The 16,335-nt window shown below is 69.4% G+C and carries 17 protein-coding genes and 1 pseudogene; 14 read left to right on the plus strand and 4 right to left on the minus strand.

Annotated elements, in window-relative coordinates; all coding sequences use genetic code 11:
• The first annotated feature begins 348 nt into the window (after positions 1-348).
• The gene (locus ACFVWU_RS05755) at positions 349-1,110 is read left to right on the plus strand and encodes a methyltransferase domain-containing protein (RefSeq protein WP_387616118.1); all 762 of its coding nucleotides are present in this window, start codon (positions 349-351) and stop codon (positions 1,108-1,110) included.
• A 131-nt stretch (positions 1,111-1,241) separates the two neighbouring features.
• Here ACFVWU_RS05755 and ACFVWU_RS05760 read toward each other — a convergent pair whose 3' ends face one another.
• The 3 genes and pseudogenes from ACFVWU_RS05760 to ACFVWU_RS05770 all read right to left on the minus strand — a co-directional run bounded on the left by ACFVWU_RS05760 (position 1,242) and on the right by ACFVWU_RS05770 (position 3,811).
• Positions 1,242-2,072, minus strand: a complete 831-nt coding sequence (locus ACFVWU_RS05760; protein ID WP_387616292.1) for a phosphotransferase — start codon at positions 2,070-2,072, stop codon at positions 1,242-1,244.
• Positions 2,055-2,564: pseudogene (locus ACFVWU_RS05765) on the minus strand (AAA family ATPase); the annotation flags it as partial. The pseudogene ACFVWU_RS05765 and the gene ACFVWU_RS05760, both read right to left, overlap by 18 nt.
• 434 nt (positions 2,565-2,998) lie before the next feature.
• Positions 2,999-3,811 (minus strand): helix-turn-helix transcriptional regulator, encoded by an 813-nt coding sequence (locus ACFVWU_RS05770; RefSeq protein ID WP_387616121.1) that lies wholly within the window; start codon positions 3,809-3,811, stop codon positions 2,999-3,001.
• 419 nt (positions 3,812-4,230) lie between these two features.
• Between ACFVWU_RS05770 and fabG the strand changes: the two genes are divergently transcribed.
• From fabG to ACFVWU_RS05790, 4 genes are all read left to right on the plus strand, one after another.
• On the plus strand, positions 4,231-4,935 hold the full coding sequence (gene fabG / locus ACFVWU_RS05775; RefSeq protein ID WP_387616124.1) for a 3-oxoacyl-ACP reductase FabG: 705 nt from the start codon (positions 4,231-4,233) through the stop codon (positions 4,933-4,935).
• A gap of 406 nt (positions 4,936-5,341) precedes the next feature.
• A complete protein-coding gene (locus ACFVWU_RS05780; protein ID WP_387616127.1) occupies positions 5,342-5,893 on the plus strand; it encodes a hypothetical protein in 552 nt (183 codons plus the stop codon).
• A 15-nt stretch (positions 5,894-5,908) separates the two neighbouring features.
• A complete protein-coding gene (locus ACFVWU_RS05785; RefSeq protein ID WP_387616129.1) occupies positions 5,909-7,159 on the plus strand; it encodes an MAB_1171c family putative transporter in 1,251 nt (416 codons plus the stop codon).
• Positions 7,156-7,725 carry a hypothetical protein gene (locus ACFVWU_RS05790; RefSeq protein ID WP_387616132.1) on the plus strand — a complete coding sequence of 190 codons (570 nt, stop codon included), beginning with the start codon at positions 7,156-7,158 and terminating at the stop codon, positions 7,723-7,725. The genes ACFVWU_RS05785 and ACFVWU_RS05790 overlap by 4 nt, the downstream gene beginning before the upstream one ends.
• A 25-nt stretch (positions 7,726-7,750) precedes the next feature.
• On the opposite strand, the gene ACFVWU_RS05795 is transcribed toward ACFVWU_RS05790, so the two are convergent.
• A complete protein-coding gene (locus ACFVWU_RS05795; protein ID WP_387616135.1) occupies positions 7,751-8,632 on the minus strand; it encodes a helix-turn-helix domain-containing protein in 882 nt (293 codons plus the stop codon).
• Between the two features lie 741 nt (positions 8,633-9,373).
• Here ACFVWU_RS05795 and ACFVWU_RS05800 point away from each other — a divergent pair.
• The 9 genes from ACFVWU_RS05800 to ACFVWU_RS05840 all read left to right on the plus strand — a co-directional run bounded on the left by ACFVWU_RS05800 (position 9,374) and on the right by ACFVWU_RS05840 (position 16,304).
• The gene (locus ACFVWU_RS05800) at positions 9,374-9,688 is read left to right on the plus strand and encodes a transcriptional regulator (RefSeq protein WP_387616138.1); all 315 of its coding nucleotides are present in this window, start codon (positions 9,374-9,376) and stop codon (positions 9,686-9,688) included.
• 1 nt (position 9,689) lies between these two features.
• Complete coding sequence (locus ACFVWU_RS05805) at positions 9,690-10,739, plus strand: hypothetical protein (RefSeq protein WP_387616141.1); 1,050 nt, start codon at positions 9,690-9,692, stop codon at positions 10,737-10,739.
• On the plus strand, positions 10,739-11,446 hold the full coding sequence (locus ACFVWU_RS05810; protein ID WP_387616144.1) for an ATP-binding protein: 708 nt from the start codon (positions 10,739-10,741) through the stop codon (positions 11,444-11,446). The genes ACFVWU_RS05805 and ACFVWU_RS05810 overlap by 1 nt, the downstream gene beginning before the upstream one ends.
• A gap of 109 nt (positions 11,447-11,555) precedes the next feature.
• Positions 11,556-12,119 carry a WhiB family transcriptional regulator gene (locus tag ACFVWU_RS05815; protein ID WP_387616147.1) on the plus strand — a complete coding sequence of 188 codons (564 nt, stop codon included), beginning with the start codon at positions 11,556-11,558 and terminating at the stop codon, positions 12,117-12,119.
• Positions 12,116-13,129: a DUF2637 domain-containing protein gene (locus tag ACFVWU_RS05820; RefSeq protein ID WP_387616150.1), complete on the plus strand. Its 1,014-nt coding sequence runs from the start codon at positions 12,116-12,118 to the stop codon at positions 13,127-13,129. The genes ACFVWU_RS05815 and ACFVWU_RS05820 overlap by 4 nt, the downstream gene beginning before the upstream one ends.
• An 85-nt stretch (positions 13,130-13,214) precedes the next feature.
• Positions 13,215-13,439, plus strand: coding sequence for a hypothetical protein (locus ACFVWU_RS05825; protein WP_387616152.1), 225 nt, complete (start codon positions 13,215-13,217; stop codon positions 13,437-13,439).
• Positions 13,440-13,618: 179 nt separating this feature from the next.
• Complete coding sequence (locus ACFVWU_RS05830; protein ID WP_387616154.1) at positions 13,619-14,053, plus strand: MobC family plasmid mobilization relaxosome protein; 435 nt, start codon at positions 13,619-13,621, stop codon at positions 14,051-14,053.
• A complete protein-coding gene (locus ACFVWU_RS05835; protein ID WP_387616157.1) occupies positions 14,050-15,795 on the plus strand; it encodes a relaxase/mobilization nuclease domain-containing protein in 1,746 nt (581 codons plus the stop codon). Before ACFVWU_RS05830 ends, ACFVWU_RS05835 begins: the two co-directional genes overlap by 4 nt.
• 110 nt (positions 15,796-15,905) lie before the next feature.
• Positions 15,906-16,304 carry a hypothetical protein gene (locus ACFVWU_RS05840; RefSeq protein ID WP_387616160.1) on the plus strand — a complete coding sequence of 133 codons (399 nt, stop codon included), beginning with the start codon at positions 15,906-15,908 and terminating at the stop codon, positions 16,302-16,304.
• The last annotated feature ends 31 nt before the right edge of the window (positions 16,305-16,335 follow it).

Genomic DNA, 16,335 nt, shown 5'->3' on the forward strand with positions numbered 1-16,335 from the left:
CGTCCAATCCCAGCCGCCGATCTGACGAGGAGTAGATCCGGCGATCGCCCCCTTGTTGCTGCAGCCCGACTGCCCTACCAGACGTCGGCTCGCCGCTGCCAAATCATCCGGACGGGCTGCGGCAAGGGTTGATGATTGACCGTCAAAGACATGTAGCTTATGAATCACCACAGGTCAGAACTGCCCGAGATGTCATGGCCGGTACCGCCCTCCGCTACCCAGAACATCGGTGGCGCTACCGGCTGGCGGTGAGAAATCCGTGCTTCCGGCTTCACGCAGCCGGCCACCGTTCTTCTTGCGCAGGATGGTCAGCTGTCCGCTGGTCGCAGCATCGATGGAGAAGTCGGGATGTCCGAAGAGGATGAGCTGATTCACCATCACCTGGTCGACTCGGCGAAACCACCGCCAAACGGGCGAGTGATCGATCTCGGCTGTGGAAGGGGACCCACGCTGGCGGCCTTCGCTCGTCGGTTCCCGATAGTGCATCTGACCGGCGTCGATCGCTCTGCCGCAAGTGTCGAAGCAGCCCGGGAGCTGCTTGCTGATCACGCCGGCGGTAGCGAAGTTCTGGTGACGGACCTCCGACAGCCCGTTCCCCTGCCAGATGGCTGTGCTGATGCGGTTGTCTCGTACAACGTGCTTGAGTGCCTTCCGGACGCACCTGCGTTCCTCGCAGAGACCTGGCGGCTACTCAAACCCGGAGGCCGTGCGGTCGTGGCGCACGTGGACTTCGACTCGATCGTGATTGCGGGCGCGCACCGCGACCTGGACAGACGAATCTGCCATGCCTTCACCGATGATCAACAGCAGTGGATGGATCACGCGGATGGACGAATTGGCCGGAAGCTACCCGGACTGGTCCAGGCATCGCCGTTGGTCTCGGAGCGGGTTGCCACCTGGGTCACGTCCTCAACTGAGCTGGTCGGCCAAGCAGCGCGGCGCATCGAGAATATGAGGCAAGCGCTGATCCACACAGCCTCTCGGGGGAAGGGCCTTGTAGACATCGAGGAGGTCGAGGCATGGCACGCGGCGGTGCAGGAGGCGGCTGCGGGCGCGCGGTTCTTCTTCGCTGAGACGGCAGTAGTCGTAACAGCCAAGCGTCTGGCGTAGCGTGAGGCGCGCCGCGCCCCAAGGCGGCAAGTATTCGTTGCCCGTACGGCTGATCGGGGCCGCCGCTCCGACTCCCTTACCAGCGGATTGATCCATCCAGGCGAGGAACCAGCGACCGCGCTCGTCGGGGCTCAGGCCGACACGTTCAACGCTTGATCGAATGTTCGGCGATGGGTGTGGACGAAAGCGTGCGCAAGTCGGCTCCACTGGATCCGGGAGGCGAAGGTGGATGCGCTGGCGCCGGTGTGGTCGGCGGGTTGTTGCTCGGCCCAGAAGCGGGCGTTGCGGATCTGCCGCTCCAGGATGGCGTCGACCAGCGCCGCCCGTCCGGCAGCGTCGAGGCGGTAGGCGTCCGCGAGGAGCCGAACCTGGGCCGCTTGCTTCTGGACGGTTGGCGCGGTCGGCTTCGCCGCGATGCACCAGGTCCAGGCCATGTATCCGATGTCCTCGAGCGCCGATCCGGGGGCCGCAGTATCGAAGTCGATGAACGCGGTCGGCATCCCGTTGCGGAAGGTCATATTGTTCGGGCCTGGGTCGTGGTGGCACACCACGGGGTGCCGGCCGGCGAGCGCGCTGCCCCTGGTCGCGTCGTGTAGCGAGCGTAGGAGGGCGCCGGCGGCGGCGACTTGCTCGTTCGACCAGGTGCGGAAGCGTGCCGGAACGTCGCCAGGCATATAGGTGAGGACATCCGTGGTGCCCTCGCGGCGGAGGTAGCGGGGCGCGCCGTCGAAGCCGCGGGCTTCCAGCAGCCCGAGGAGGGACGCGACGAACGGCGAGGCGGGGGTGGAGGGGCGTCGGACGGTGTCGCCGTCACGGACGATGCCCGGAGTCATGCGTCCGCCGGTCAGTTCAACGAGTTCCTGCGTGTCGGGTGCCGACCTGGGCGGCGGGGCGGTGGTCGGTTGGTCGGGCTGGCCGGTGAGGCTGGCAGTGTCCTCATTGACCAGGCCGGTGTCGAGCATGATGCGGTCGACAGTCTGGGTGAGGGTGCTGTCGGCGCCAATGACGGTCTCATCGACGTCGGGCAGGAGATCGAGCGGCCTGTACCAGCCGTGCATCTCGCGCTCGCCGTACTGGGCCGCCTCGGCCTTGGTCGCATGCCGGGCGAGCGTTTCCTCGAAGGGGACGTCCAGGTAGTAGCAGTGGGTCGGGCCGCGGTGGTCCTTGCATAGTTGCTGCAGCATGTCGCCGTAGTGGTCGGCATAGAGGATGCCTTCGAGGACCACGTGGTAGCCGGCGTCGAGGGCGTAGCGAGTGACAGTGTCGATCAGACCGATGTTCGCAGCGCCAGGGTGGTCGCGTTCGCGCAGGACGACCCTGCGGAGGTTGTCCTGGCCGACCAGGGCAAGGCCGCGGCCGAACCGTCGGCGGAGCTCGGCTGCTGTGGCCGACTTCCCCGAAGCCGAGTTGCCGCGTAGCACGATCAGGCGGGTCGCCGGGGTACCAGTCCTCATCTGGGCCACGCTACCGGCGCTCGCCGACATCGCCTACCGAGCGGCCACGTTGTCGAGAAGAGGGCAGGGACCAGTGTCGGCGGGCGCCGGTCTTGAGGCTCACCGCCTGGCGAGACGCATCCGGAGAGACGACTGGCCGGAGTGACGAATCTTTCGCGTGACCGCCATCACTCGACTTTCGCCGTTCTGACAGATCGGGCTGAGGAACCGGGGCGGGCAGCAGCCCATGCCTGCTGGACGGCGCAGATTTCCTCATCCGCGGGCTTGCCCGGACCTTCCGAGCCCTCGGCAAGTACGACAACACCGAGGCCGGCCTCGAAGCTCTGTGCGCAAGGCGTTCATGACTCCCCGGCATCCTGGATGTCCCCTGCGGCTTCGGCTGGCACACCGGCCCCCTCACCGACCGCGGAATGGGCAGGGCCTGTGTGGACTGATCAGACGCCGTGGAAAGCCACGATGAACCGCAATTGCCTATTTCTCAGCGGAGCCAGGGCCATGATGCGCACGGGAACCTCCTTGGCTCCACCGTGGGGAATCCGCATCTTGCGAATATCCCCGTCGGGGTGCTCATAAAAATCGTGCCGGTCCCACAGTTCCTGGGCCTCTGGACAGCCCTCCAAGATGTCCTTGACGAGAGATTTCAGCTGCCCGTCCTCGGGGTACTGGGCGGCGGCGGTTCGGATCTGGGCTAGGAAGGGAACGGCCCAGGATTCCTTCCAATTGACAAGCTGCTCGCGAGCCTCGGGGAAGAGGAATGCCCATCTCATGATGTTCGGCTGGTAGACCCAGGGGTACATTTCGCGGGACGGGTTATTGTGCGCGACGACATTCCACGCCAAATCTGAGATGTAGGCAGGGTCCGGCAGTACCTTGTCGAGGAGGCGCTGCATGTCGGCGTCCATAGCGGCCATCGCGTCCGGCTCCGGCCCTCTTGGGGCTGGACTTCGACCAGTCGCCTTGTGGTACAGGCCGATCCGTTCCGCGTCGCTCAGGCGGAGGGCGTATGCGAGGCGGTCAAGGAATTGATCGGAGAACTGGGCCGCTTCCCCATTCTCCAGCTTTCCGTACCACTTGACGCTGACGCCAGTCAGCCGAGCCACTTCGCTTTTAGAAAGCTCTCGCTTGCGGCGGGAAGGGCCTCGGTGTAGGCCGGGAATGGCATTGGGATCCATCCTTCGGCGCCACCGCTGCACCATGCTGGCGAGCTCTTCGTCGCGAGCGGCGAGACGCTCGTAGTCGGTTCCCATGGGGTCGATTCTATGTCAGCCCGCGAACTGCTCCAGGGCGCCGCCGGAGTGGATCAAGACCCGTGTGGGAAAGGCCACATCCGAGGCGCCATAGAGGGCTTGCATCGTATCGCATCGGGGATTTCTCGGAATGATGATGAGTTAGGAGGCATAGACCAGTTGTCTGGATCGCCTTATGGCATGTCAAGTGTCCACTGTTCAGGTGCAGCTGACCTCGAACCTTCCGGTGATCGAAATTCTTGATCATTCTTACTCTCTGTGCCCGACGTGTGCAGTTCGGAACTCCGACTTCCGGAACTGCCACTTCCGGAAGTCGGAGTTCTGGAAGTGCGAGTTCCCGTCCCGCCCTGGCATCGTGATCGCGTCGGGGGGCTGTAAGACGAGTTCGGCGCTCTGCGCCACAGGTAAGGAGTTCCCCCATGTCCCGTTCTGCTCTGGTGGTAGGCGGAAGCCGCGGCATCGGCCTGGCCGTCGCCCGGAAGCTCGCTGCGGACGGACACCGTGTGGCGGTCACGTCCCGCAGTGGGCAGGCGGTGGAGGGGCTCCTGGCAGTGCAGTGCGACGTGACCTCACCGGAGTCGGTTGACCGGGCCTTCGCAGAGGTTGAGGACCAGCACGGACCGGTGGAGATCCTTGTCGTCAACGCCGGGATCACCCGGGACACCCTGCTGCTGCGGATGGCCGAAGAGGACTTCGACGCGACGCTGCAGACGAACCTCGTGGGTGCCTACCGGGCGGCAAAGCGGGCCTCGCGAGGGATGCTCCGCGGCAAGTACGGCCGACTGGTCTTCATCTCCAGCGCCGTCGCCATGACCGGCGAGGCCGGGCAGGCGAACTACGCCGCGTCCAAGGCCGGCCTGATCGGGTTCGCCCGTTCCCTGGCCCGCGAACTCGGCCCGCGCGGCATCACCAGCAACGTCGTTTCCCCGGGCCTGACGGAAACGGACATGACCGCGGCCCTGACCCCGGAACAGCGCGAGACGCTCATCCAGCGCGTTCCGCTCGGGCGCATGGCCCGTCCCGAGGAGATCGCAGCCGCGGTCGCATTCGCCGCAAGCGACGCCGCCGGATACCTGACAGGTGCGGTCCTCCCCGTCGACGGCGGCGCCGGAATGGGCCACTGACCCTGCCGTAGGCCGTCATCGGTCCTGAGCGTGCGAGGGGACGCCCAGGACCGACTCGACAACCTGCGCGCCAGGGCGAGCACCCTCGTCCTGCAACGATGCGGTGATCACTGAGCGAGCAGTAGCAGCGCTCACTGGCACCGTGCCAGTCGACGTCCCGTGCCATGTCCACGTGCGGTGGCGATGACTCTGCTGCGTCCCCCGCGTTCCCCGGCGGCCGGCAGGACCCGCTGGCAAGCATTGCACCTTGACCGACCAACCCCCATGAGGACCCGGTGTCTACCCTCCAACAATCGGCGCCGCAGCTGCCGGACGGCCAATCGTCGAGCCCGGCAGTGGCGGGCACCAGTCATGGCAGGGTCTTCTGCGCGCAACGGGCGTTGCGGTTGCTGAGGAGATGGCTGGCATGCTGACGACAATGCGCCGGCTTCGCCGCGAGTGCGAAAGAAAGCTGGCAGACCTGCCGTTGCCGGACCCGTTCACGATCGAGGGTCTCGTGGCTGCCATGGAGGCGGCGAGCGGGCGCACCATCAAGCTGGTCCCGCTCGACGACCGAGGCGGTGACCTGCGTACTGCCTGCGGCCTGCGGATGCGGGCGGACGGGCTCTCCCTGATCTTCTATCGACCGAGGCCTACACAGCACCAGACGAACCACGTCAAATTGCACGAATTGGTGCACGAGTGGTTCGACCACGGCACCAGCCTCGGCTCGGACGAGTTGCGGCTGCTGTTGCCGGAGCACCTGCGCCAAGGCCTGGTCGAGCGAATGGGCAGAGGCGCCGTTGTCCAGGCCCGCGCGCGCTACGACACCCGCGAGGAGCAGGAAGCGGAGCTGTCCGCTTCGTTGATCAAGCGCATCGTTCAACGCCAATTCCACCCCGCCGGGGGCGACATGGTCAGCCTCCTGGAGCAAACCCTGTCCCACCCCGTGGCCCCGCCCCGCCGTGGCCAGAGATAAGAAGGAAGAATCTCCGTGCTTGCTCTCGCTGCGTACACCGCCGCGACCACGATGACCGCCGTCGCGGTCTGGAGACTGCCCGCGGTCCTCTACGGGGACGCGCACCGCCGCGCTCTCTGGGGCTGCTACATGGGGTTCGCGGCGGCGCTGTGGCTCAAGAGCCCCGGCGTGATCAGCCTGATGAACCACCAGTCGATCACCGATCTGTCGGTCCTGCTCAAGCACTACGTGAGCACCGGCGCGATCCTCGCGATCCTCACGTACGTGGTCGCCTCCTACGGCAAGACCGACCAGGAGGTGATCCCACGCCACGTCGCTCTCGCGCGCTGGATCGAACGGGTCGCCTGGAAGGCTGCGGTCGCGATGCTCGGGCTGATGACGGTGCTCTTCTTCACCGTGGTGAACCGCTCACACCCCAGCGTGGACTTCGTCCCCGACCACGCTGGGCAGTGGGGCGCGATCCTGTACGAGAGCATCTTCTACGTGTACTTGGGTGCGTCGAGTGCCGTCACCTGCTACCAGTGGACCAGCGCGATGCGTCGTGCCGAGACCCGCCTCCTGCGCATCGGACTGGGACTCATGGCCACCGCCATGGCGATCGGCGTGGCCTACGTCGCGATCCGGACGAGCTTCATGTGGGTCACCCTGGCCACGCCGCTCGACCCCGGCTTTAACCACCAACTGGGCGTTTACACCGAGTACATGCAGATCCTGCTCTTCATGACTTTTGCTCTGGGCGTCAGCATCCCCACCACCAACGCCGCAGCGTCGCGGTGGAGGTCCTGGCGAGCCCTGTGGTGCCTCTACCCGCTGTGGCACGACTTGGTCAGCGCCTTCCCCGGCATCCCGTTCCAGCGTCCAGCGAGCCGCTGGCGCGAGATCCTCCGGACCGCCCCGCCGATGGACGTGCGGCTGGACCGGTGGACCCAGGACATCGCGGACGTGGTCGAGCAGCTGCGTCACCACGCTTCGCCCGTCCTGCTCCCCGTGATCGAAGAGGCCGTGGACGGGAGCACCGATCCGCAAGCGGCGGCAGAGGCGATGTGGATTAAGGCCGCGCTGGCGAACGCCCAAGCGGGCCGCCGCCACGATGTGCCGGCGCCCGCGCTGCCCAGCAAGCCGATCTCGGACACGAATGCGGAGGCCGCCTGGCTGCTGCGCGTCGAGGAGGCGTACGCCGCCGCGAGCGACGCTCAGATCCGGGAACTGCTTGAGAGCGCCGAGGCCGAGGAACTCGCCATGGAGATGGAGGAGATGGTGCTGTGAACACGACCACCATCGCCCGTACCGTGACCGATGTCCTGCAGCCGCGCAACGTTCTGCTCAGCGGACTGACCGGCCTCGGGGCCGCTGCCGCCGGCAGCTGGACCGGCATCGGCTGGGGGCTCCTGGCCGCGCTGTGCGCCGGCATCATCCCGGCGAGCTACATCGAGTGGGAGCGCAAGAGAGGGACGTGGGGCGACCGGCACGTGGTTGACCGCACCAAGCGGGCACCGATCTTTGGCGTCATCCTCGGATCGATCGGCGTCGGCTCCGTGGTGATGATCCTCGGCCATGCTCCGCGCGACATCCTCGTCGCCATGATCGCCCTGTGGGTGATGACCGTGGGCCTGCTCGCAGTGAACACGGTCTGGAAAATCTCCGTGGACAGTGCGGTCGCCAGCGCGGTGGTCACCATGCTGGCAGTGGTCCACTCGCCTTGGTGGGTCGCCGCGTACTCGCTGGTCGTCGCCGTGTGCTGGTCGCGAGTGGCGCTGACGTACCACACCAGAGCGCAGACCGTGGCGGGCGCCGCGCTCGGCGCCGCTACCGCCGCCGCCTGGCTCTGCTGACGGCAGACCGAAGCGGGCCCCCGCGTCAGCGGTGAGGGCCCGCTTTCTGCTGTACCTCCGCCACGAGCGCGTTGATCTTGGCGATCATTGCCGGGTCGAGACCGCCCTGTCCGCCGCGGGCCGCCAGGGCGAAGTCGTCGGTGCTGCCGCGTAGGGCCAGCAGACTGATGGCGTCCGCGACCTGACGCTCCAGCTCCTCGTCGCTCTGGAAGTAGAGCGGGGTGATCCCGAAGAACTCGGCCAGGCCCTCCAGGACCACGCCAGCAGCGAGGCCGTCCAGAACTTCCGAGGGTGGGGGCGTGCCTGTACGCAGCGCCTCCACGGCGTCGGCGGAGATGACATCGACGCCGGCGTGGGCGTTGACGGCCGCCGCGATCTGGGCATCTGTCGGCCGGTCGCTCGGGAAGGTCGTCTCCAGCAGGTACGTGAGCTTCTCGGCGAGCGTTCGCGGGGCTGGTGGTGCGTCGACCGGGGCTGTGGGGGTGACTCCGAACGACCGGTCCTGCGCCGCCTGGAGCTTTTTCTCGGTCACGCCGTACGCCTCGGCGAGCCGAGGGACGTAGGCGGCGTTGAGCCGCCGCACTCCGCGCTCGGCGTTGCTGACGGGGATGTGGGACTTGGCGCCGATCAGCTCGCCGGTCTTCTTCTGCGGGTAGCCGGCATCACACCGCAGGTCGGCCAGATCCGGCTCGCCGTCGCGGGGGAACAGGGTGTCCAGCTTTTCGCCGAGCGCCCGCGCGATCGCGGGCAGCCGCTCCGGTTCCGGAAACGTGGTCCCGCTCTCCCACTTCGCGACCGTGGGCTGCTCGACCCCCACACCCTCAGCGCGTCCCAGGGCCTCCTGGGAGAGTTCGCGGGCTCTGCGGGCACGGCGGAGTTCCTGTCCGTCGAAGCGGCGAGCGGGCATCCGGATACTCCTGGTGGCAGCTGACGATTTATGAACTCTGGGTAACGGCCCGGGTAGGCGCTTGATAGCTTTAGGCATGTAGCATACTGTGCGCTATCGGAACGTTGCTCGGTCTATCTGTGAGCGGCGCATCCTCGCCCCAATCAACTTCCGCCGGGTTGCTGAACCCGGCGTGCCGGACCTGACCTGGAGATTCGCGACGGGTCCGGTGATCACCACTTGGAGACACAGGTGAATGTGGCACTGCCGCCTATCCGCAGGCGGTCCCGCCATGATTCTCGATATCGGAGTATCGCACACGAGTCGATAGCGCAAGGCATGCAGTCTCGGCGGAGTGCTGCTGGGCCGGCGTGGCCGACGCCGGCTCGGACCATCCCTCGGGTCCCGCGTGGGCGCCGCGCGAGCACGGGAGGTGATCACCGCCCGTTCTCTGGCGGTCGGCCGGGGCTGCGGCCAGGGCGGCAGTATGCGGAAAAGCCTGTCCTGACCTGGGAGTTAACGGGTGGATGTATGACCCCTGGTCGCCCTATGGTTCTGGTCCCGCCGCGACGGCCGGCGGGGGCGGAAGGAGGGGCGGATGCCGTAGATCACGGCCGGAAATGAGACCGGCGCCCTGGAGCTACCAACTCCTGGACGCCGGGCCAGCGCCCCGAAAGGGCGCCGAATCACTACCACGCGGGCGGCGGGACTTCCTAGCACGAGAGACCGCCGCGCGCGCTCCTACGAACCACGGAGTATCCCATGCTCGCCCTGCCCAGGGAAACCCATTACCCGGCACCCACCCCGAGCCAGCAGCGGCTCGGCGTCCAGCTCGCGGACATGATCCCCGGCGCGGTCACCATCCGCGTCAGCCTCACCGACCCCCGCCACCAGTGGCCCCACCCCTACACGGTGGCGCTCGACGCGCACGGCGAGCAGCTCAAGCTGAGTCGGAACACCACCAAGACCGCCGCCCGCTGGGTGCTGCGGACCTGGCCGGAGGCGGACTGGACGCGCCCGCACATCCTCGACCTCGCCACCGGGCAGCTCGCCGTCACCGTGGTCCGGAGCCGCTGACATGGCGCGTATTCGACCGGTCAAGCCGGAGGCCTGGGTCTCCGAGACGCTTGCCGAGGTGTCCATCCCGGCGATGCTCACCTTCCTCGGCATGACCAACCACGCCGACGACCAGGGCCGCCACCGCGACAACGCGGCGATCGTCTGCGGCCTCATCTGGCCGATGCGCGACGAGATCACCCGCACGGACGTCGAGGACCACCTCCAGCAGCTCGCCGCCGTCGGCGCGATCTGCCGGTACACCGGCTGCGATGGCCGGAAGTACTTCCACTACCCGACCTGGCGCAAGCACCAGAAGATCGACAAGCCCTCGCTCAGCCGCCTTCCCGCCTGCCCGCACTGCGAGCCGGAGCGGTGCGGCGTCTGCAAGGGCTCCTGCATCCAGCGGGCCGCTCTCGCCGACACCCCGGGAACCGCAGCCGAGGACGCCGCGAGTGCTCCCCGAGTGTTCGCCGAAACCTCGGCGAACACTCCTGCAGCTCTCGACCAGCCGCACGGGCCCTTCCCGGCGTCGGCCGCGCCGACGGCTCCTGGCGCCGCCGAAGCGGCGGACCCAGCGAGCGGCGCCGATCGCAAGCCGGTTCCGGTCCCTCGGAAAACCGCAGGTCAGACGGCATTCGGCGAAGCCTCCCCGAAGCTTCGCCGAGACCTCCCGGAGCCCTCGACGCCTGGATCTAGGATCTTGGATCCTGGATCTTCTTTCCCTACGGGGCGCCAAGCGCCCGACGCAGACACCGTCTCGGCCAACCAGCTGATTGGCGAGTACGTCGCCGCCTGCACTGAGCGTCCGCCGGGCGGCGTGCTGGGTTACCTTGGCAAGGTCGTCAAGACCCTGCTGGACGAGGGCATCGCGGCCGAGCACGTCCGGGCCGGGCTGCGGCGGTATGCCGAGATCCAGGGCCATCCGTCCCGGCTGCCGAGCCTGGTCAACGACGCCATGAACGCACGAGGCGCCGGTTTGGCGCGGCCGGGATTCCGGCCTAACGTGCCCGCTCACCAGGCGTGGACCAACCCGGTCGACGCCGTCGCCGCCTACGCCGAGGAGCTGTGATGCGCACCCACCGCGACCCGCAGACCCTCGCCGACGGCCCCTCGGTGCTCGACCGGATGGCCCGCATTCTCGCCTCCCGGGGCATCACCCAGGCCACGGTCGACGCCCTCCCGGACGAGGCGGAGCCGTACTCGGCACTGGAGGCGCTGTCCGCCGGGATGCCGCCTCGCTACCGCGACGCGGTCGCCGAGCACCCGCAGGTCCTCGCCTGGGTCCGGCAGGTCTCCGACCAGGCCGTCGCCCCGAGCCTCGGCGCTCGCCGCCAGGTGACCACCGGCCCGAGCCTGCTGATGGCCGGGGTCGTCGGCGCGGGCAAGACCCACGAGGCGTACGGCGCCGTCCGCGCCCTGGTGCAGGCCGGCATCGGCGTGCGCTGGCGCGCCACCACCGCCGCCGACCTCTACGCGGAGCTGCGGCCCAGCCCGGACACCGACGCCGAGCGCGTCCTCGCCGCCTACAGCCGGGTGCCGCTGCTGATCCTCGACGACCTCGGCGCCGCCAAGTCGACCGAGTTCGTCGAGGAACAGACCTACCGGCTGATCAACCGCCGCTACAACCACATGCTCCCGACCCTGATCACCACCAACCTCCCGATCAAGGACCTCCGCACCTGCCTCGGTGACCGCGTCACCTCCCGGCTCGCCCAGATGACCACCCGGGTCAGCTTCGAGCCGGTCGACCACAGACGCCTCCAGCGCGCCGCCTGACCGACGCCGCGCCCGGCCGTCCCACGGCGAGCCGCACAACCCTCACCGACCCAGCGCACCTCTCCGCCGACGCCGCCCTGCGCGCGGAGAGCGATCGGAGCAACCCAGCATGACCACCACGACCAGCCCTGCCCGCCACCGCAGCCTCGGCGACCACACCTGGCAGAACCAGGCCGTCTGCAACCCGACCGAGTACAACCCCGTCGACCCGGAGACCTTCTTCCCGGGGCCGGAGGACGCCGACAAGATCGCCACCGCCAAGGCACTGTGCGCCCAGTGCCCAGTCGCCCGCGCCTGCCTGGACGCAGCCCTCGAAGGAGGCGACACCCACGGCATCCGGGGCGGCCTCACCGAGGAGGAACGCGACCCCCTGCACAACAACCTGGCCAACCGCCTCGACTACAGCCGCGTCAACGCCACCCTCGCCGGACGCGACATCCACCTCACCAAGGCTGAGCGCCGCGCCGTCGTCCTCGCCGGATACCGCCATGGCGTCACGGTCGAACGCCTCGCCTGGCTCCTCAAGATCACGCCGGAGCACGCGCTCAAGCTCTACCGGGAGACCCGCCGCGCGATCCGCCACCGGCAGATCGCCGAGGAAGCCGCCCGCGCCGCCACGACCGGCGACACCGCCGACCAGCTGAACCGCGACGACTTCGGGACGGCCGCATGAACACCACCGCCACCGCGACCACCCCGAACTCCGCGCACGTCACCGGCTGGGACCGGACCGTCGTCATCGCCCTCGGAGCCGCCGGATGTGCCCTGTCGTACGACGCACTCCAGCAGATGGCCGTAGCCATCCACGTCCGGGGCTTCCTCACCTACCTGTTCCCGCTCGTGATCGACGGCTTCATCTCCTACGGGGTCCGCGCCCTCCTGGTGCTGCGCGACGCCCCGCTGCGGGCCCGGATCTACGTCTGGACGCTCTTCGGCGCGGCCACCGGGGCGAGCCTGTGGGCCAACGCACTGCACGCGGTCCGGCTGAACGAGCAGAGCACCGCCGTCGGCCTTCGGCTGGGTGACACGGTGGTCGCGGTGCTGTCCACCATCGCCCCGCTCGCCCTGGCCGGCGCCGTCCACCTCTACATCCTCATTGCCCGCGGACAGGTCAACCCCGCTGACCCGGACAGCCGTGGCCAGCGACCGGCCGACGCTGACCTCGGTCAGGTCACCGCCAAGGTCGACCGGGCCGAGCGACCGGGTGCGCTGACCGGCGGTCAGGACAGCGCCGGTCACTCCGGTGCCGGTCAGCCGGTCAGCCGCCCGGTCACCGCGCCGGAGAACTGGCCGCAGCTGACCCCGGTCAGCCTGACCAAGCCCGCTGACCTGGGCGGTCACCCGGACACCGCCCGGCCGGTCACCGGCCGACCAGCGGACGGCGGGCAGGTCACCGCCGCGCAGGTCAGTCTCGCCGAGGCCGCCGGTCAGCCGGCCACGACCCCGGCCACCGGGCCGCAGGTCACTGACCGGGAGGCCGCCGACCGCCGCACTGACCTGGACACCGAGGAACTGCTGGCCATCGCCCGGGAGGCAGTCGAGGCCGAGGACAAGCTGACCCGCCGGGTGGTCGCCCAGGCGATCCGGGGTCAACAGATCCCGCTGTCCAGCGCGACCCTGACCCAGCTGATGGCCCAGCTGCGCGAACAGCACGGTCAGCCGGTCACCGCCGACCGGAACTGACCTCACCCGCACCGTCCGGGGTGACCGATCTGGTCACCCTGGCCGGTCACCCGCCCCAACCACCACCGAACGGGAGCACCCCACCATGCGCACCACCTCTGCCACTTGGGCCGAGGCGGACTCCTGGCTCGCCGTCCTGCACCAGCGCGGTCACCTCCATCGCGTCGAAACCGGCTCCGACGACACCCGCAGCGTTCAGCGAGGCCGACACTCCCGCCCCTGGACCCTCCACCACCCGGTTCTCGCCCTCGACTTCGTCGAGGACCTCGTCCGCGAGATTCGCCAGCGTGACACCGAGGCCAGCCGGTGACCGCCACCGGGTCGAACGGCACCACGGCGGGACCGGAGGGTGACCGCGATCGGGCTCCTGGCGGAGCAAGTTGTGGGGTAAGGAGTCCTTACCCCGCCCCCGCCCCGAAGGGGGCGGAGGCTCCCCGGTCGTCGGCAGACCCAGGGGGGCCTGCCGACGACCGGGGAGTCGGCCCAGGGGTGCCGACGAAGGGGGAGAAGCAGCAGACCCCGCCGATCGCCGAAGCCGTCCGCGCCGCGCCGCGCCGCCGCCTGCGCCAGAGCGTGCCGCGAACCAACCGCATCTGCCCACGATTCAGCGACCCCGAGTGGTCCCTCCTCCAGCGCGCCGCCGCCCGAGCCGAACTTGCCCCCGGCGGCTACACCGCTGCAGCCGCCGTGGCCGCCGCCGCCAGCACCGACCCCAGCGCCGCGGTCGCCGACTACCGGCGCGGCATCCAGGAACTCATGGAGTCCAACCGCCAGCTCGGCGCCGTGGGCAACAACCTCAACCAGCTGGCGCACTACGTGAACGCTGGCGGCCAGCCAGGAGCCGAGCTGCGGCAGCTCCTGGCCCGCGTCGAAGCCTCCATCGACGCGGTCGACGAGGCCGTCGACTGGCTGGTCCGCCGGTGATCCCCAAGATCCGCACCGGCACCGACCGCTCCTTCCCCCTCATCGACTACCTCTTCGGACCCGGCAAGCACGAGGAGCACACCAACCAGCACCTGGTCGCCTCTTGGAACAACTTCGCGCCCGATCCGGGCCCCAACCCGGAGCGGCACCTGGTCGCCAAGCTCGCCAACCAGCTCGACCAGCCGGTCAAGGCCCTCGGCAAGCGGGCACCGGACAACAAGATCTGGCATTGCTCGCTGCGTACCGCTCCCGGTGACCGGCGCCTCGACGACGCCGAGTGGGCCGCCATCGCCCGGCGCATCGTCCACGCCACCGGCATCGCGCCCGAGGGAGACACCGCAGCCTGCCGCTGGGTCGCCGTTCGCCACGCCGAGGACCACATCCATATCGCCGCCACGCTGGTCCGCCAGGACGGCCGCCTGGCTGCCCTGAGCTTCGACAAGCGCAAGGCCCAGGCCGAGGCCCGCCTCATAGAGAAGGAGTACGGCCTGCGACAGCTCAACCCGGGCGACGGCACCGCCGCCAAGAACCCCACCAGCCAGGAACAGTGGAAGGCCGAGCGCACCGGCCGCACCGAGACCCCGCGCGAGAGCCTGCGCGAAGCCGTCCGCCAGGCCGTCGCCGGAGCCGCCGGCGAGGAGGAGTTCTTCACCCGGCTGCGCGAGGCCGGCCTTCGCGTGAAGCTGCGCAACGCCCCTTCCGGCGACGTCCTCGGCTACAGCGTCGCCCTGCCCGGCGACCGCAACCGCGACGGCGAGCCGATCTGGTTCCCCGGCAGCACTCTGGCCCCCGACCTCTCCCTCCCGCGCATCCGCCGCCGCCTGGACACCGCGCCCGCCACCGCCACCCCGGAGCCGGACAACCGCCCGACCCGCTCCAGCCGCTCCGCTCCCGCGCGCCGCCGCCGAGAAGCTGCCGACACCGCCGAGCGCGCCGCCGCGGTCCTCGACCAGGACGACGACGAAGCCGCCGCCCACCTCGTCGGCGCCGGTGAACTCCTCGACGCCCTCGCCCAGACCTCCCCAGCCGCCACCCGCACCGAACTGCGAAACGCCGCCCGCGCCTTCGAACGCGCCACCCGCAGCCACGTCCGCGCCGAGAACGCCGACATCCGCGCCCTGCGCTCGGCCGCCCGCGGAATCGTCCACGCCGGCAGCGCCCTCGGCCGAGGCGAGGACGGCGGCGCCACCGCCATGGTCCTGTCCACCCTCGTCCTCGTCGCCCTGGCCGCCGCCCGCTGGCACTCCGCCCGGGGCCACGCCCAGCAGGCCGCCGCATCCCGCCAGGCCGCCGAACACCTGCGTGCCGCCTACCAGCAGGCCGGCGCCACCCCGATGCGGACGATGCGCGAGATCGGCCGTACGCTGCCCGAGCCCGAGCGCTGCCGCTACCAGGCCACCATCCGCGCCGCCCTCGGCGAGACGGACACCCCGGCAGGCCCGGTCCGCGAGTACGATGCCCTGGCCGCCGTGCTCGCCGAAGCCGAGCAGGCCGGCCACGACCCGCAGGCGCTGCTCGCGCAGGCCACCTCCTGGCGAGAACTCGAAAGCGCCCGCGACACCTCCGACGTCCTCGTCTGGCGCATCCGCCGCATCGCCGACCTGCCCGCCAACCCCCAACGGCCGCGCACCGGAACGACCGCCGGCTCCCGGACCGCGACCGAGCCGGCGCGGACCCGCACCGCACAGCCGGCACTGGCCCGGCCCGCGACCGACCCGCGCCGCCCGGCACCCCGCCGCTGACGGGTGGTTCGGCGGACACACCACCGTCCGCCGGACCACCCCGGAACCCTCTCGCCACCCGGTCCCACCAGGTGTTACGCAAGAACCCGAGCACCGCGAACGGAGAGCCTGTGCCCAGAACCACCGAGCAGACCACCACCCCGGCTTCGATCATCGCTCTGACCCCGGCCGGCACCGACCCGCTCCTGCAACTGGAGTACGAGACCCAGCCTCCCAGCGGCCCGGAGGCCGTCCGCCTCGTGCAGTGCCCCACCGAACTGGCCCTGCGCGGAATCCCGGTGACCTGCTCCGGCTGCCGGGCCCGGCGCGACTGGCTGCTGATCAACCATCGCCGCCACGTCTGGATCCGCTGTCGCTGCGGAGCGGAATGGCTGGAGCCGGAGATCACCCGCCGGGACTTCGACGCCATGCTCGCCGACAACCCGAGCTGGACGAACTACCGGACCCTCGACGACGCCAGAATCGCTCTGGGGTTCGACGGGGTCTTCGCCGGGCTGTACCTGCAGTAGCGCGGCAACAGTAAAGGACCGCCACCGGTGT

The organism is Kitasatospora sp. NPDC058190, from assembly GCF_042883685.1.
In the GTDB taxonomy this organism is placed as follows: domain Bacteria; phylum Actinomycetota; class Actinomycetes; order Streptomycetales; family Streptomycetaceae; genus Kitasatospora.